The organism is Antarcticimicrobium sp. (genome assembly GCF_029212575.1).
Classification (GTDB): domain Bacteria; phylum Pseudomonadota; class Alphaproteobacteria; order Rhodobacterales; family Rhodobacteraceae; genus Antarcticimicrobium.
Genome location: NZ_JARGPK010000076.1, coordinates 14,891 through 30,721, shown reverse-complemented (window position 1 = coordinate 30,721; position 15,831 = coordinate 14,891). Strand labels below are relative to the sequence as shown.

The window sequence follows — 15,831 nt, the reverse complement described above, 5'->3', positions numbered from 1 at the left end:
GCGACTAGGGCCGCGCCCTGATCCGTATGCCGCCTGATAATGGCTGACGCGCCCGCCGGATGTCCCCGGCGGGCGCGTTGCTGTCGCGGTCCCGCCGGATCGCCCGCAAGCGGGCAGGGTCAAAAGAAAAGGCGCCGCAGGCAACTGCGACGCCACTTCTGTCCTGCGAAAGACGGGCGGCTTACTTGTCGCCGGCATCCGCCGCCTTGGGCTGCGCTGCCGCCGCAGCGGGCTGCTGACCGCCCTTGGGGGTCGCGCGACCGGGGTTCAGCGGGTCGTCCTGACGCTGCACCGAACCTTCGAAATGCGCGCCGCTCTCGATCGCGATGGTCTTGTGGATGATGTCGCCCTCGACCCGCGCGGTGGAGGTCAGGCGCACCTTAAGCCCGCGAACCCGGCCAACGATGCGGCCGTTGACCACGACGTCGTCGGCGGAAACCTCACCCTTGATGGTGGCGGTCTCGCCAACCGTCAGCAGATGGGCGCGGATGTCGCCCTCGACGGTGCCCTCGACCTGGATATCGCCGCTGGTCTTGAGGTTGCCGGTGATGTGCAGGTCCGAGGACAGCACCGATGCCGGCGGCTTGGCCTTGGGCGCGCTCGACTTGTAGTCGCTCGGCGACGGGGCAGCGGTGGCCGACGGCTGGGCGGACGGGGCGGCGGTATCCGGCGTCTTTGCGCCGGGCTCGTTGATTTTGCTCTTAGAAAACATTTCTCGCAGCCTTGATGTAATTCATGGGGTTCACCGGTCTTCCGTTCACCCGTACCTCGTAGTGCAGATGGGTGCCGGTGGACCGTCCGGTGCTACCCATATCAGCAATGTGATCCCCGCGCGAGACCCTTTGGCCCTTCTTCACGAGGATGCGCGAGGTATGGGCATATCGTGTCTCGATTCCGAACGCGTGCTTGATGATGACCAGTCGGCCATAGCCCGATTGCCAGCCTGCATGCGTCACCACGCCATCTGCGGTGGCAAAGATATCGGTGCCCTGCGGCCCGGCGAAATCGGACCCGTTGTGCATCCGTCGCCCGCCGGTCTTGGGGTCTCGGCGATAGCCGAACGGGCTGGTATAGCGCACCGAAACATGCACGGGTTTGGCAAAGGGCGCCTTTTGCGCCGCGATGCGGTAGAGGTTCAGCTGGTCCATCTGGTGCAGCAGCGTGTTGGCGCGCAGCTCGTCCGGGGTGGGTTCCTCGCCACGGGTCGAGAAGGAAATCGGGGTCAGCGGCCCGCCCTGGCCACTGTAGCCGCTGCGCACTTGCTCGATGATTCGTTCTGGCGGCATGCCGGCGGCGCGGAACATCTTGTTCAGCGGTTCGACCGAGATCGCCATCGCCTCTTCCAGCTGGCGGAAGATCTGGTCGTTGCGCTCGCGCATCAGCTTGATTTCCAGCTCCAGCTCGTCGCGCTGCTCCAGCGCCGAGCGGGCATCGGCCACCACCTGGTCGCGTTCGCGTGCGGCATCGGACAGGGCGGTGGTCATGAAGTCCATCTGCACCGGGATCACCGGATCACTCGCCGCGCGACCGGTCCCGTTGCCGTCCTGTTCCAGCGTGGCCAGCGTCCGGCGGGCGGCATCGCGGTCGCGCAGCGTCTCGCGCAGGGTGGTCTGGATTACTTCGACACCGGTCTCAAGCTCGCGCCGCCGGGTTTCCGAGGCAAGCAATTCCGACTGCATGACCGAGATCTGGTCCAGCGCGGCATTGAACCGGGCCTGTGCCGTCAGGGCGTCTTCGGCCCGTGCGTTGCGCTCGGCCGACATCACGTTCAACCGCTCCTGGTAGATCTTCTGATCGCGCTTCGCCTGCTCGCGGAAATTCCCCGCGCCGATGCTGTCCATCAGCAGGATCGCGGTGGCGACGATGGCCCAGGCGACGACCAACATCGCCCCGGAATAGGCGATCGCCTGGGTGCTCGACCTCAACCGGATGAACCGGGTGTCGGTGTCCGATTTCAGAAAGACGCGGCGCTCGGGAAAGAACCTTTCCAGGACCGCATGAACCTTGATTGCCAGCCGTGTACGCAAGCCTTCGTCCTTGTCTCATCCCCCGGGTCCGGTGTTCCTGCTCGGCCGGTCCATTGGGCGATTGCATAACCGCCGAGGGGCAATGGGGCAAGTTTGTTGACCACCCATGCGGCGTTTCGGCGCCGGAGAGCGACGTTTTGGCAAAAAATTGCCGAGTTTCGTCAGTTTGTTACCCGCATCTCACGCCCCGCGCGGCGGCGTTTGTTCGGTCAGCGGCCAGTAGAAGTCCGGCGGCAGCCCGGCCTCGGCGCGCTTTTCCTCGTTGAAGGGCGGCTTCAGCGCACCGTGGAAATATCTGCGCACCAGGGCATGGAACACCTCCTTGGGGTCGGCGTTCTCGCGCCCGCACAGGAAATGGAACCATTTCGAGCCATAGGCGACATGGCCGACCTCTTCGGCATAGATGGTCTCCAGCGCCGCGACCGCATGATCGACCCCGGCCTTGCGAAAGATCCCGATCATGCCCGGCGTCACGTCCAGCCCGCGCGCCTCCAGCACCATCGGCACCACGGCAAGGCGGCCGATCAGATCCCCGGCGGTATCCTCGGCGGCGCGCCACATGCCGGCATGGGCGGGCAGGGCGCCGTAGTGGCTGCCCAACTCTTCCAGGCAATCGCAGACCAGGTTGAAATGCTTGCTCTCCTCGTCCGCCGCCTTGACCCAGTCGTCGTAGAACCCCATCGGCATCTGCACATGGCCAAAGCGCGCGATGATGTCCCAATGCAGGTCAACCGCGTTCAGCTCGATATGCGCCACCGCATGGAGCAGCGCGATGCGCCCCGCCGGCGATCCGGGCTTGCGTTTGGGCACCTCGCGCGGCGAGAGCAGCTCGGGCTCCACTGGCCGCGCCGGGTGTGGAGGTGGATTGGCGGTGCCGGTTTGCATCGGCTCGGCCCCCTCGACGCGGGAGGTGAACCAGGCCGCCGCATGGGCGTGCGACAGCGCGGTCTTTTCGCGCCCGCCCGCGGTGCGCAGAACCTCTTCGGCCCGTTCGGCAAGGGTCAGGTGGGCGATCATCGGCAAATTGTACGTTTCGGCATGAAAAATGTACGGATCGCGCGGCAGGGGCTAGAGCGCCCTGACCGCCTCCAGCACCTCCTCGACGTGGCCGGGCACCTTTACCTTGCGCCAGCTCCGCGCGATCCGGCCTTCGGCGTCGATCACGAAGGTCGCGCGTTCGATCCCCATCGATGTCTTGCCGTACATGGTCTTTTCGACCCAGACCCCATAGGCCTCGCAGACCGCCCCGTCCCCGTCCGACAGCAGCGGCACCGTCAGCCCGTGCTTGGAGACGAACTTGTCGTGCTTGGCCACGGTATCGCGGGAAATTCCGAACACCTGCGCACCGGCATCGGCGAAAGCCTGCAGAGCCGCCGAAAAGCCGATGGATTCCTTGGTGCAGCCCGGGGTATCATCGCGTGGATAGAAAAACAGAACAACGGCACTGCCGCGCAACTCTGACAGGCTGACCTGGCCGCCGCCATCGCGGGGCAGGGTGAAATCGGGGGCGGTATCGGACGTATCGGGCATCGGGTGACTCCGCTGACATGACTGAACAGATGGGTTCCATAATAGTGCGTCGCAGGCAACCGGAAAGCTGTGCCTGCCGTCGCCGCCGGAGCCATGACCGTGACACAGGCTGAGGTCAAGCGCCGCGGCGGCCGCACCGGCTGGGCCCTGCGCCGCGCCGGAGTCTGGGGCATGCGTGTCACCATGTTCGCGGCGATCCTGACCGCGGTGGCGCTGGTGGTCCTTGTCAACAAGCCTCTCAGCCCGCCGGAGTGGCTGCGCGCCCGCGCCGAGGCGCGTATCGAGCAGGGGCTCGACGGGCTCCAGATCGGCTTTGGCGATATCGACCTGGTGATCCGCGAGGGGCTGCGCCCACGGCTGCACCTGCAAGACGTGGTTCTGTCGGATGCCGACGGGCGTATCCTGGCCCGGTTGTCGGATGCCGAGGCGAGCCTGGCCCTGCGTCCGCTGTTGCGGGGCGAGGTGCAGCCGAAGCGGATCGCGCTGAGCGGGCTGTTTGCCACCCTGCGCCGCGACCGCGACGGCGCCGTGTCGCTGATGCTGGGCGAGACCGCCGCGCCGGTGGGCGAGGCCGCGGGGCTGCCGCAGCTTCTGGACGATGCCGAGCGTCTGCTGCAGCGCCCCCAACTCGCCGCGCTGATCGCGCTGGATGTCGATGCGGTGACCCTGCGCTACGAGGATCGCCGCAGCGGCAAGGCCTGGACGCTCGACGGCGGTCAGGTCCGGCTGAACCGGACCGGGGACGATTTGCGCGTCGGCGCGGGGTTCGCCGTTCTCAGCGGTCGGGACTACGCCAGCTCTGTCGAGTTGAACTATGCCAGCCGGATCGGCAGCACCGCGGCCGAATTCGGCGCCTCGGTGCAGGACATCGCCGCGCCCGACATCGCGGCGCAGAGCGTGGCGCTGAGCTGGCTCGAGGTGCTGCGCGCGCCGATCTCGGGCGCGTTGCGCGGCAGCGTCGATGCATCGGGCGGGTTCGGCCCGCTGTCGGCCACGTTGCAGATCGGTGCCGGCGCGCTGCAGCCCACCGAGGCGACCCGCCCGATCCCGTTCAGCGGCGCGCGAAGCTATTTCACCTACGACCCGGCGGCGCAGACCCTGATCTTCGACGAGATGGCGGTGGACAGTACCTGGGGGTCGGGGCGCGGCGAGGGGCGCGCCTATCTCGGCGGGATCGAAGGCGGCGCGCTGACCGATCTGGTCGGGCAGTTCACCTTCAGCCAGATCACGCTGAATCCGGCCGGGCTTTATCCCGAGCCGATGAAGCTGAAGGGCGCCACCGCCGACTTCCGTATGGAACTGGCGCCGTTCCGCCTGGAGTTGGGGCAGATGCATCTGCAGGACGACGGCGGCGGGTTCGACCTGTCGGGAACCCTCGGCGCCGGCGACGGCGGCTGGCGTCTGGCGCTCGATGTGGGGCGGGGGCGGCTCAGCCGGGCGCGGCTGCTGGAGCTCTGGCCCGCCACGCTGGCCGAAAAACCGCGGGCTTGGGTCGAACAGAACCTGCAGGCCGGAACCCTGAGCGACATCGACCTGGCGCTGCGGCTGGAGGAGGGCGAAAAGCCCGACATCTTTGCCAATTTTTCCTTTGAGCAGGCCAGCATCCGGTTCAACCGATTCCTGCCGCCGGCGACCGGGGCGTCGGGCGACGTCACGCTGGACCGGGGGCGGCTGGTGGCCACCGCGGCACGCGCCAGCGTGACCGCCGATCAGGGCGGCGCGCTGGAGGTGGCGGGCACCTCCTTCATTATCCCCGATATCACCCTCAAACCGGCGCCGGGAATGATCCGGCTGCGCGCCGAGGGGCCGATCACGGCGGTGATGTCGCTGCTGGCCGGGCCACCGTTGCGGGTGCTGAAGGAGACGAGCTTGCCGGTCGATCTGGCGCAAGGCGTGGCCAGGCTGGATGGCACCCTGTCGCTGCCGTTGAAAAAGAAGGTGCCGTTCGAGGAGATCGACTTTCACCTCACCGGCGGGTTGACGGGGGTGGAAAGCGCGGTTCTGGTGCCGGGCCAGCGGTTGTCCGCCGCCGCGCTGCGGCTGGAGGCAGACCAGAGCGCGGTCGAGATCGAGGGCACCGCGCGCATCGGCGATCTGCCGGTGGCGGTGAACTGGCGCCAGCCGATCGGCGCCAAGGCCGCCGACGGCAGTCGGCTGCGCGGCCAGGTGGAACTGTCGCAGACCCTGATAGACACTTTTGCCATCGGCCTGCCCGAGGGCAGCGTCAGCGGTCAGGGCACCGGCGCCTTCACGCTGGACATCGCAAAGGGGGAACCGCCGGCGCTGCACCTGACATCGGATCTTCAGGGGGTCGGGCTGTCGATCCCGACGCTGGGCTGGCGCAAGCCCGAGGCACAGGCCGGCATGTTCGACCTGTCCGGGACGTTGGGCGACGTGACCCGGATCGAGCATCTGGCGGTCGATGCGGCGGGGCTGACCGCGACCGGAAGCGTCGTCAGCCGGCAACAGGGCGGTCTTGACCGCGCGCTGCTCAGCTCGGTGCGGCTGGGTGGCTGGCTCGAGGCCGGGATCGAACTGATCGGGCGCGGCGCCGCGGCCCCCGACGTGCGGATCCTGACCGGCATTCTCGACCTGCGCCGCGCGCCGCTGGGCGGTGGCGGGGGGGGCGGTGCGCTGCAGGTGCGGCTCGACCGGCTGCAGATTTCCGAGGGCCTGTCGCTGAGCGATTTCAGCGGCGATTTCACCACCTATGACGGGCTGCGCGGGAACTTTACCGGCGTGCTGAACGGGCAGGCGCCGGTGCGCGGACGGGTCGAACCCCGCGGCGGGGGCAGCGCGATCTTCGTTCAGGCCGATGACGGCGGCGGGTTGTTCCGCGCGGCGGGCATTCTCAACCAGGGCCACGGCGGTGCCTTTGAAATGGCGCTGCTGCCCGCCGAGGGGCCGGGAAAGTTCGACGGCACCCTTCGGGTGACCAACACCCGGGTCAAGGATGCCCCGGCGATCGCCGCGCTGCTGAACGCGGTCAGCGTGGTGGGGCTGATCGACGAGATGTCCGGCCAGGGCATCCAGTTTTCCGAGGTCGAGGCGCGGTTCCGGCTTGAACCCGACCGGCTGATTCTGCACGAGAGCAGCGCCACCGGCCCGTCGATCGGATTGTCGATGGACGGGGTCTATGACCTGACGCGCGGTGTGCTGAACATGCGCGGGGTGATTTCCCCGGTCTACCTGCTCAACGCGGTGGGCAGCGTGCTGACCCGCAAGGGCGAGGGGGTCATCGGGTTTTCCTATTCCCTGAAAGGGGCGGCGCAGAAGCCCGCCGTGCAGGTCAACCCGCTGTCGGGGCTGGCGCCGGGGATGTTCCGCGAGATCTTTCGCGGCGCCGCGCCGGCGATGCCCGGCGAGGAGCCCGAGGCGGACGACCAGCCACGCCGCAGCGGCCCCGACCAGGTCGGAGCAGGGGCGGAGGGCCGATGACGGCTGGTCTATTCGCCCGCACCGTCTTATAGCGCGACCGCATGAAACTGAGCGATTTCGATTTCGACCTGCCCGATCGGCTGATCGCCACGCGCCCGGCCAGCCCGCGCAGCGCGGCGCGGCTGCTGGTGGCGCGGGGGGATGTCCTCACCGATGCCCATGTGCGCGACCTGCCCGACTGGCTGCACCCGGGCGACCGGCTGGTGCTGAACGACACCCGCGTGATTCCAGCCCGCCTGAGCGGGCAGCGTCCCCGCCCCGGCCCGGAGGGGGAAACCCGCGCCCGGATCGAGGTCACGCTGTTGCAGCCGCGCGCCGACGGCAGCTGGGCGGCGCTGCTGAAACCCCTGAAGAAGATCCGCCCGGGCGAAGAGATCGTCTTTTCAGATGATCTCAGCGCCACGCTGCAAGATGTGGCCGAGGGGCAGGGGCATTTGCGCTTCAACCTCGCGGGCGAGGATTTCGATGCCGCCCTGGCCGAGGCCGGGGCGATGCCGCTGCCGCCCTATATCGCGGCGCGGCGTCCGGCGGACGACCGCGACAAGACCGATTACCAGACGGTCTGGGCCAAACGCTCCGGCGCCGTCGCCGCGCCGACCGCCTCGCTTCATTTCGACGATGCCCTGCTTGCGGCGCTGCGCGCGCGCGGCGTGGCGTTTACCCATGTCACGCTCCACGTCGGCGCCGGCACCTTCCTGCCGGTCAAGGTCGAGGATGTGACCACGCACCGGATGCACGCCGAATGGGGGCAGGTCAGCGCCGGGGCGGCGGCCGAGATCGCCGCCACCCGCGCCTCCGGCGGGCGGGTGATCCCGGTCGGCACCACCGCGCTGCGCCTGATCGAGACCGCCGCGCGGGGCGGGCAGATCGCCGCCTGGGAGGGGGAGACCGACATCTTCATCTATCCCGGCTTCGGCTTTCGTGTGACCGATGCGCTGATGACCAATTTCCACCTGCCGAAATCGACCCTGCTGATGTTGGTCTCCGCGCTGATGGGGCAGGATCGCATTCGCCGCATCTACGATCACGCGGTGCGCGAAGGTTACCGATTCTTTTCCTACGGAGATGCCTCGCTGCTGATCCCCGACCGGGACTGATCCGGCGGCCAAGGGTTGCCGGACGCCGCGCCGGCAGGGTACGGCTGGGTGAAACCCGCGCCTTCGGGGGCGGCGCCGCCTGAAAGCGACATCGCCTTTGTCGCGGACAGGGCCGACGCAGACAGGTGGCCCCCGTAGCTGGGGAAAAGGCCACGCTCGCAACAGGGAGACCCTCGATGAAACAAGTCCTGTCGAGTGCCTGGGCGCTGCTGCTGGGCATGGGGTTGCTGATGGTCGGCAACGGGCTGCAGGGCACGCTGCTGGGCGTGCGCGGCGAGATCGAGGGATTCTCGACCTTTCAGATGTCGATCGTCATGTCGGCCTATTTCCTGGGCTTTCTCGGCGGCTCGAAACTGGCGCCCGAGATGATCCGCAGGGTCGGACATGTGCGGGTGTTCGCGGCGTTGGCCTCGTTCATCTCGGCGGTGATGATCCTTTATCCCACCTTTGCCGATCCGATCGCCTGGGCGTTGGGTCGGGTGGTAATCGGGTTCTGCTTTTCCGGCGTCTATGTCACCGCCGAGAGCTGGCTCAACAACGCCTCCGACAACGAGAACCGGGGCAAGGCGCTGTCGCTTTACATGATCGTGCAGATGGCCGGCATCGTCACCGCCCAGGGGATGATGCTGCTGGGCGATCCGGCGGGCTATGACACCTTCGTGCTGGCCTCGGTTCTGATCTCGGTTTCCTTCGCGCCGATCCTGCTGTCAATCAGCCCGACGCCGGCCTTCGAGACCACCAAGCCGATGAGCCTGAGACGGCTGATGGACACCTCGCCGCTGGGCTGTGTCGGCATGTTCCTGATGGGCGGCGTGTTTTCCGCTCAGTTCGGGATGAGCGCGGTCTACGGCGCCAAGATCGGGCTGAGCGTGCCGCAGATTTCGGGCTTCATCGCCACCTTCTATGTCGGCGCGGTGGTCCTGCAGTACCCGCTTGGCTGGATCTCCGACCGGATGGACCGGCGCGCACTGATCCTGATGGTGGCGGCCGGCGGTGGTTGCGGCGCGCTTCTGGGCATGGTGTTCGGCGGGCAATATGTGCTGCTGCTGATCGCTGCCTTCTTGGTCGGCGGGATGACCAACCCGCTTTATTCCCTGCTGATCGCCTATACCAATGATTACCTGGAACCCGACGACATGGCCGCCGCCTCGGGCGGGCTGGTCTTCATCAACGGTCTGGGCGCCATCGCCGGGCCGCTGATCACCGGCTGGGTGATGGGGCAGGGGGTGTTCGGCCCGTCGGGCTTTTTCCTGTTCATGGCCGCGCTGCTGTTCGCGCTGTCGATCTACGGCATCTATCGCACCACGCAGCGCCCGGCGATGCCGATGGAAGAGGCCGGCACCGTCGCGCCGATGTACCCGACCGCCACGCCGGTGGCGGTGGAGTTTGCACAGGAATACGCCATCGAGACCGATCAGGAGGCACAGAACGAGAGCGACGCGGCCTGAGTGCGCACGGATTATTGCCGGTGTTGCAAATTGTTACTGTAACTGTTGTGTGAAAGCGGTTTTAGACTGAAGAATGGAATTGTGACGACAAAATTGGAGTTTGTCCGATGGTTGGCCCGGAGGAGATACTGAAATTCTGGCTGGATGAGGCAGGTCCGGACAAATGGTACGCGCAGGACGACGCGCTGGACGCCGAGATCCGCGCGCGGTTCTTGTCCACCTGGGAGGGGGTGCAGGACGGCCGGTTTTCGATGTGGCTGACCTATGCCAGCGGCGCGCTGGCCTATATCATCCTGACCGACCAGTTCCCGCGCAACATGTTCCGCGGCGAGGCCAGGGCGTTTTCCAGCGACCGCATCGCGCTGGCGGCGGCGAAATCGGCCATCGACCGGAGCTGGGACATGAAGATCGACGAACCGGCGCGGCAGTTCTTCTACATGCCTCTGATGCACTCGGAAAACCTTTGCGACCAGGACCGCTGTGTGCGTCTGCTGTGCCAGCGGATGCCGCAAAGCGGGGCCTCGAATCTGCTGCACGCCCGCGCGCACCGCGAGGTGATCCGCACCTTTGGCCGCTTTCCCTTCCGCAATCAGGCACTGTCGCGGTCGGCGACGGGCCCCGAGTCCGACTATGTCACGGCCGGTGGCTATGGTGTGACCGTGCGGGCCCTGCAGGCCGCGTCCTGAGGGCCGGATTGGGAATTCTTTTCCTTTATCAGCAAGCAGTTATCCGCAGCAGCCGCCCCTGCGACGGAATAGCCGTTTTGCGCCCATTGAAGTGCCATGGAATTTAGTTTAATACTAAACTAGTTTTTCAACAGTGGCGCCGGGGGATGTCATGGCTGCGAATTCTTTTGACCTGATCGTTATCGGCGCCGGACCGGGCGGCTATGTGGCCGCGATCCGCGCCGCCCAACTGGGCCTCAAGGTTGCCGTGGTGGAGCGCGAGCATCTGGGCGGTATCTGCCTGAACTGGGGCTGCATCCCGACCAAGGCGCTCCTGCGTTCGGCCGAGGTGTTCCACCTGATGGAGCGGGCCAAGGATTTCGGCCTTTCCGCCGACAAGATCGGCTATGATCTGGACGCGGTGGTGAAACGCTCGCGCGGGGTGGCGAAACAGCTCTCCAGCGGGGTCGGACACCTGCTGAAAAAGAATAAGGTCACCGTGGTGATGGGCGCGGCGACGCTGCCCGCCAAGGGCAAGGTCAGTGTCAAGACCGACAAGGGCACCGAGGAGCTGACGGCCAAGAACATCATTTTGGCCACAGGCGCGCGGGCGCGCGAATTGCCGGGGCTGGAGGCCGACGGCGACCTGGTCTGGACCTATAAACATGCGCTCAACCCGCCGCGGATGCCGAAAAAGCTGCTGGTCATCGGCTCCGGCGCCATCGGGATCGAGTTTGCCAGCTTCTTCAAAACGCTGGGCGCCGAGACCACCGTGGTCGAGGTGATGGACCGGGTGCTGCCGGTCGAGGACGCCGAGATTTCGGCCTTCGCCAAGAAGCAATTCGTCAAGCAGGGCATGACCATCATGGAGAAATCCATGGTCAAGCAGCTTGATCGGGGCAAGGGTACGGTCACCGCCCATATCGAGACCGGCGGCAAGCTGGAGAAGATGGCGTTCGACACCGTGATCTCGGCCGTGGGCATCGTCGGCAATGTCGAGGGGCTGGGGCTCGAGGCGCTCGGCGTCAAGCTGGATCGCAGCCACGTGGTGACCGATGAATTCTGCCGCACCGGCATCGACGGGCTTTTTGCCATTGGTGATATCGCCGGCGCGCCCTGGCTGGCGCACAAGGCCAGCCACGAGGGGGTGATGGTGGCCGAACTGATCGCCGGCCAGCACCCGCACCCGGTCAAGCCCGAAAGCATCGCCGGATGCACCTATTGTCAGCCGCAAGTGGCATCGGTCGGCTATTCCGAGGCCAAGGCGAAAGAGCTGGGCTATGACGTCAAGGTCGGCCGATTCCCCTTTATCGGCAACGGCAAGGCGATCGCGCTGGGGGAACCCGAGGGCATGGTCAAGACCGTGTTCGACGCGGCAACCGGCGAGCTTCTGGGCGCCCATATGGTCGGCGCCGAGGTGACCGAGCTGATCCAGGGTTACGTGGTAGGCCGGACGCTGGAAACCACCGAGGAGGACCTGATGCACACCGTCTTCCCGCATCCCACGCTCTCCGAGATGATGCATGAATCCGTGCTCGACGCCTACGGGCGGGCGATCCATTTCTGAGCGGGGCTTCCGGGAGAGGGCCGACAGCCGACGCGCCCCGGTGACGGGGCGCGCGCAATGTGCTTACCTTCCCTGAAAACAGGGGGCAGGGTTTGAAAAGTCTCAATCGCATCGCCATGGGGCGGGCCAGCCGGGGCATGATCCGCGCTCTGGGAACCGATCTGGACGTGGCCGAAATCTCCGGCAGATGGGGGCGGATGTTCGGCTTTCGCACCTACCGGCAGTTCAATTACCCCAGGTACGACATCTGCGCCGATCCCTTTGCCGATAAGGCGGGCGCGGTGCGGCAATTCGACCTGATCCTGGCCAACCAGGTCTGGGAACATCTGGACCGCCCCTATCGCGCCACGCAGAACGTGCGTGCGATGCTGCGGCCCGGCGGGCATTTCTGGATCGCGGTGCCGTTCTTCATCCCATTCCACGCGGCACCGATGGATTGCTCGCGCTGGTCGGCGCGGGGGCTGACGAACCTGCTGATCGAATGTGGCTTCGACGCGGATCAGATCCGCGCCGAGCAATGGGGCAACCGCAACGCCGCCCTGCGCAACATGGAAGAGAGCTGGCCACCGAAATACGACCCCGCGCGCGACAGCCTCGACAACGACCCCGAGATGCCGATCTGCGCCTGGGCGATGGCGCGCAAGACCTGAGGCCGGATCAGACCGGCTCGACCGCGCCGCCGGCCCGCACCCAGTGGCCCAGCCCGCCGATGTTGTGCACGTCCGCATAGCCCAGCTGCTTGAGCATCATCGCCGCCCCGTGCGACCGCGCGCCAGAGGCGCAGTAGATGGCGATCGTCGCCTCTTGCCTCAGCTCTTTGCAGAACTCGGGATGGCTCGGGTCGGCCATGTCGCGCAGCCGCATCAGCGGCATATGAAGCGCACCCTTGGCCTTGCCCGACATCGCCAGTTCGCCATGATCCCGCACGTCGATCACGATCACGCTGCCGTCCTGCGCGCCGGTAACCGCCGCCTGCGGGGAAAGGCCGCTGCCGCGGGCCTGTCGAAACATGAACATTCTGCTGCCTCTCTGTCCTACCTGCCTGCCTGTGCGGCAGGGTCACGCCAATATAACATTCACTAACGTGAATACAAATATTGAAACCGGCGAAATCGACACTGTTCACACTTTGTTCACAGTTTTCGGTTGGAGACTCGCCTCGGCTCACCTATTTCTTAGGCACGCGATGCGGGGGCAAAATGGCTGAGCTGAAAAAGATCGAGGTGCGCGGCGCGCGCGAGCACAATCTGAAGAGCATCGACGTGGACATTCCGCGCGACGAACTGGTGGTGATCACCGGCCTGTCGGGATCGGGAAAGTCGTCGCTGGCCTTCGACACCATCTATGCCGAGGGGCAGCGGCGCTATGTCGAGAGCCTGTCGGCCTATGCGCGCCAGTTCCTCGACATGATGGAAAAGCCGGACGTGGATCATATCAGCGGTCTCAGCCCGGCGATTTCCATCGAGCAGAAGACAACCAGCAAGAACCCACGCTCCACCGTCGGCACGGTGACCGAGATCTACGATTACCTGCGGCTGCTCTTCGCCCGCGCCGGCACGCCCTATTCCCCCGCCACCGGCCTGCCGATCGAAGCGCAGCAGGTGCAGGACATGGTCGACCGCATCATGGCGATGGAGGAGGGCACGCGCGCCTATCTGCTGGCCCCCATCGTGCGCGACCGCAAGGGCGAGTACCGCAAGGAGTTTCTTGAGCTGCGCAAGCAGGGCTTCCAGCGGGTCAAGGTGAACGGCGCGTTCTACGAGCTTGATGAGCCGCCGGTGCTCGACAAGAAGTTCCGCCACGACATCGACGTGGTGGTCGACCGCATCGTGGTGCGCGAGGGGCTGGAAACCCGGCTCGCCGACAGCCTGCGCACCGCGCTCGACCTGGCCGACGGCATCGCCGTGCTGGAGACCTCCCCCAAGGAGGGCGACCCCGAGCGCCTGACGTTCTCCGAGAATTTCGCCTGCCCGGTCTCGGGCTTCACCATCCCCGAGATCGAGCCGCGCCTGTTTTCCTTCAACGCGCCCTTCGGCGCCTGCCCGGAGTGTGACGGGCTGGGGGTGGAGCTATTCTTTGACGAACGCCTGGTGGTGCCCGATGCCACGCTGAAGATTTACGACGGTGCGCTGGCGCCCTGGCGCAAGGGCAAATCGCCCTATTTCCTGCAGACCATCGAGGCCATCGCCAAGCATTACGAATTCGACAAGAACGCCCGCTGGAAGGACCTGCCGAAACATGTGCAGCAGGTGTTCCTCTATGGCTCGGGCGACGAGGAGATTCCGTTCCGCTATGACGAGGGCGGCCGCGTCTATCAGGTTTCCCGCGTGTTCGAAGGGGTGATCCCCAACATGGAACGCCGCTATCGCGAAACCGATTCGAACTGGATCCGCGAGGAATTCGAACGCTATCAGAACAACCGCCCCTGCCATGCCTGCGGCGGCTACCGGCTGCGCCCGGAGGCGCTGGCAGTCCAGATCGCCGGGCTGCACGCGGGCCAGGTGGTGGAGATGTCGATCAAGCAGGCCTTCGACTGGATCGGCACCGTGCCCGGCGCCCTCACCGCCCAGAAGAACGAGATCGCCCGCGCCATCCTCAAGGAGATCCGCGAGCGGCTGGGATTTCTCAACAACGTCGGGCTGGAATACCTCACGCTCAGCCGCAACGCCGGCACGCTTTCGGGCGGCGAAAGCCAGCGGATCCGGCTGGCCAGCCAGATCGGCTCGGGCCTTACCGGGGTGCTTTACGTGCTGGACGAGCCCTCGATCGGGCTGCATCAGCGCGACAACGACCGGCTGATCGGCACGCTCAAGAACCTGCGCGACCAGGGCAACACGGTGATCGTGGTCGAACATGACGAGGACATGATCCGGCAGGCCGATTACGTGTTCGACATCGGTCCCGGCGCCGGGGTGCATGGCGGGCGGGTGGTCAGCCACGGCACGCCGCAACAGATCGCCGCCGATCCGGCCTCGGTCACCGGGCAATACCTCTCCGGCGCGCGCGAGATCGCGATTCCGGTGGACCGGCGCAAGGGCAAGGGCAAGGCGGTCACCGTGGTCAAGGCCACCGGCAACAACCTGAAGAAACTCACCGCCGATTTCCCGCTGGGGCAATTCGTCTGCGTTACCGGCGTCTCGGGCGGCGGCAAGTCGACGCTGACCATCGAAACACTGTTCAAGACCGCCAGCATGCGCCTGAACGGGGCGCGCCAGACGCCGGCCCCCTGCGAAACGATCAAGGGGTTGGAGCATCTGGACAAGGTGATCGACATCGACCAGCGCCCGATCGGCCGCACCCCGCGATCGAACCCGGCCACCTATACCGGCGCCTTCACCCCGATCCGCGACTGGTTCGCAGGGCTCCCCGAGGCCAAGGCGCGCGGTTACAAGCCGGGGCGTTTCAGCTTCAACGTCAAGGGCGGCCGCTGCGAGGCCTGCCAGGGCGACGGGGTGATCAAGATCGAGATGCACTTTCTTCCCGATGTCTACGTCACCTGCGAGACCTGCAAGGGCAAGCGGTATAACCGCGAGACGCTGGAGGTGACCTTCAAGGGCAAGAGCATCGCCGACGTGCTCGACATGACGGTCGAGGAGGCGCGCGACTTCTTCAAGGCGGTGCCGAGCATCCGCGACAAGATGGAGGCGTTGCACCGGGTCGGCCTCGATTACATCAAGGTGGGCCAGCAGGCGACGACCCTTTCGGGCGGCGAGGCGCAGCGGGTGAAACTGTCAAAGGAACTGTCGAAACGCGCCACCGGACGCACTCTCTATATCCTCGACGAGCCGACCACGGGGCTGCATTTCGAGGATGTGAAAAAGCTGCTTGAGGTGCTGCACGAACTGGTGGAGCAGGGCAATTCGGTGGTGGTGATCGAGCATAATCTCGACGTCATCAAGACCGCCGACCACATCATCGACATCGGCCCGGAGGGCGGCGACGGCGGCGGCGAGATCGTGGCGACCGGCACCCCGGAGCAGGTCGCGGACAACCCGCGCAGCCATACCGGGCGCTATCTCAAGCCCCTGCTCGATGGCGCCCGCGTGGCGGCGGAGTGAG

12 protein-coding genes are annotated in these 15,831 nt (G+C 66.2%); 7 read left to right on the top strand and 5 right to left on the bottom strand.

What is annotated here, in order from left to right; all coding sequences use genetic code 11:
* Nucleotides 1-181: 181 nt before the first annotated feature.
* The 4 genes from P1U75_RS16705 to P1U75_RS16690 all read right to left on the bottom strand — a co-directional run bounded on the left by P1U75_RS16705 (nucleotide 182) and on the right by P1U75_RS16690 (nucleotide 3,557).
* Nucleotides 182-712, bottom strand: a complete 531-nt coding sequence (locus P1U75_RS16705) for a polymer-forming cytoskeletal protein (protein ID WP_300245250.1) — start codon at nucleotides 710-712, stop codon at nucleotides 182-184.
* Nucleotides 702-2,027, bottom strand: a complete 1,326-nt coding sequence (locus P1U75_RS16700) for a M23 family metallopeptidase (protein ID WP_300245248.1) — start codon at nucleotides 2,025-2,027, stop codon at nucleotides 702-704. The genes P1U75_RS16705 and P1U75_RS16700 overlap by 11 nt, the downstream gene beginning before the upstream one ends.
* Before the next feature lie 180 nt (nucleotides 2,028-2,207).
* A complete protein-coding gene (locus tag P1U75_RS16695; RefSeq protein WP_300245246.1) occupies nucleotides 2,208-3,044 on the bottom strand; it encodes a ferritin-like domain-containing protein in 837 nt (278 codons plus the stop codon).
* Between the two features lie 51 nt (nucleotides 3,045-3,095).
* Complete coding sequence (locus tag P1U75_RS16690; RefSeq protein WP_300245245.1) at nucleotides 3,096-3,557, bottom strand: peroxiredoxin; 462 nt, start codon at nucleotides 3,555-3,557, stop codon at nucleotides 3,096-3,098.
* A 99-nt stretch (nucleotides 3,558-3,656) separates the two neighbouring features.
* On the opposite strand from P1U75_RS16690, the gene P1U75_RS16685 reads away from it, so the two are divergent.
* The 6 genes from P1U75_RS16685 to P1U75_RS16660 all read left to right on the top strand — a co-directional run bounded on the left by P1U75_RS16685 (nucleotide 3,657) and on the right by P1U75_RS16660 (nucleotide 12,422).
* A complete protein-coding gene (locus P1U75_RS16685) occupies nucleotides 3,657-6,995 on the top strand; it encodes an AsmA-like C-terminal region-containing protein (RefSeq protein WP_300245244.1) in 3,339 nt (1,112 codons plus the stop codon).
* Between the two features lie 41 nt (nucleotides 6,996-7,036).
* Complete coding sequence (gene queA / locus P1U75_RS16680) at nucleotides 7,037-8,092, top strand: tRNA preQ1(34) S-adenosylmethionine ribosyltransferase-isomerase QueA (RefSeq protein WP_300245243.1); 1,056 nt, start codon at nucleotides 7,037-7,039, stop codon at nucleotides 8,090-8,092.
* Between the two features lie 176 nt (nucleotides 8,093-8,268).
* Nucleotides 8,269-9,540 carry an MFS transporter gene (locus P1U75_RS16675; protein WP_300245242.1) on the top strand — a complete coding sequence of 424 codons (1,272 nt, stop codon included), beginning with the start codon at nucleotides 8,269-8,271 and terminating at the stop codon, nucleotides 9,538-9,540.
* Between the two features lie 107 nt (nucleotides 9,541-9,647).
* Nucleotides 9,648-10,226: a DUF924 family protein gene (locus P1U75_RS16670; protein WP_300245240.1), complete on the top strand. Its 579-nt coding sequence runs from the start codon at nucleotides 9,648-9,650 to the stop codon at nucleotides 10,224-10,226.
* A 151-nt stretch (nucleotides 10,227-10,377) separates the two neighbouring features.
* The gene (gene lpdA, locus P1U75_RS16665) at nucleotides 10,378-11,772 is read left to right on the top strand and encodes a dihydrolipoyl dehydrogenase (RefSeq protein WP_300245239.1); all 1,395 of its coding nucleotides are present in this window, start codon (nucleotides 10,378-10,380) and stop codon (nucleotides 11,770-11,772) included.
* A gap of 92 nt (nucleotides 11,773-11,864) precedes the next feature.
* Nucleotides 11,865-12,422, top strand: a complete 558-nt coding sequence (locus P1U75_RS16660; RefSeq protein WP_300245237.1) for a methyltransferase — start codon at nucleotides 11,865-11,867, stop codon at nucleotides 12,420-12,422.
* 7 nt (nucleotides 12,423-12,429) lie between these two features.
* On the opposite strand, the gene P1U75_RS16655 is transcribed toward P1U75_RS16660, so the two are convergent.
* Nucleotides 12,430-12,783: a rhodanese-like domain-containing protein gene (locus tag P1U75_RS16655; RefSeq protein ID WP_300245235.1), complete on the bottom strand. Its 354-nt coding sequence runs from the start codon at nucleotides 12,781-12,783 to the stop codon at nucleotides 12,430-12,432.
* A gap of 188 nt (nucleotides 12,784-12,971) precedes the next feature.
* Between P1U75_RS16655 and uvrA the strand changes: the two genes are divergently transcribed.
* On the top strand, nucleotides 12,972-15,830 hold the full coding sequence (uvrA, locus tag P1U75_RS16650; RefSeq protein ID WP_300245234.1) for an excinuclease ABC subunit UvrA: 2,859 nt from the start codon (nucleotides 12,972-12,974) through the stop codon (nucleotides 15,828-15,830).
* The last annotated feature ends 1 nt before the right edge of the window (nucleotide 15,831 follow it).

What these genes read in the sequence shown, in the direction of transcription:
- P1U75_RS16705 (WP_300245250.1), bottom strand. Translation starts at nt 712, where the DNA reads ATGTTTTCTAAGAGCAAAATCAACGAGCCCGGCGCAAAGACGCCGGAT.
- P1U75_RS16695 (WP_300245246.1), bottom strand. Translation starts at nt 3,044, where the DNA reads ATGATCGCCCACCTGACCCTTGCCGAACGGGCCGAAGAGGTTCTGCGC.
- P1U75_RS16690 (WP_300245245.1), bottom strand. Translation starts at nt 3,557, where the DNA reads ATGCCCGATACGTCCGATACCGCCCCCGATTTCACCCTGCCCCGCGAT.
- queA (WP_300245243.1), top strand. Translation starts at nt 7,037, where the DNA reads ATGAAACTGAGCGATTTCGATTTCGACCTGCCCGATCGGCTGATCGCC.
- P1U75_RS16675 (WP_300245242.1), top strand. Translation starts at nt 8,269, where the DNA reads ATGAAACAAGTCCTGTCGAGTGCCTGGGCGCTGCTGCTGGGCATGGGG.
- P1U75_RS16670 (WP_300245240.1), top strand. Translation starts at nt 9,648, where the DNA reads ATGGTTGGCCCGGAGGAGATACTGAAATTCTGGCTGGATGAGGCAGGT.
- lpdA (WP_300245239.1), top strand. Translation starts at nt 10,378, where the DNA reads ATGGCTGCGAATTCTTTTGACCTGATCGTTATCGGCGCCGGACCGGGC.
- P1U75_RS16655 (WP_300245235.1), bottom strand. Translation starts at nt 12,783, where the DNA reads ATGTTTCGACAGGCCCGCGGCAGCGGCCTTTCCCCGCAGGCGGCGGTT.
- uvrA (WP_300245234.1), top strand. Translation starts at nt 12,972, where the DNA reads ATGGCTGAGCTGAAAAAGATCGAGGTGCGCGGCGCGCGCGAGCACAAT.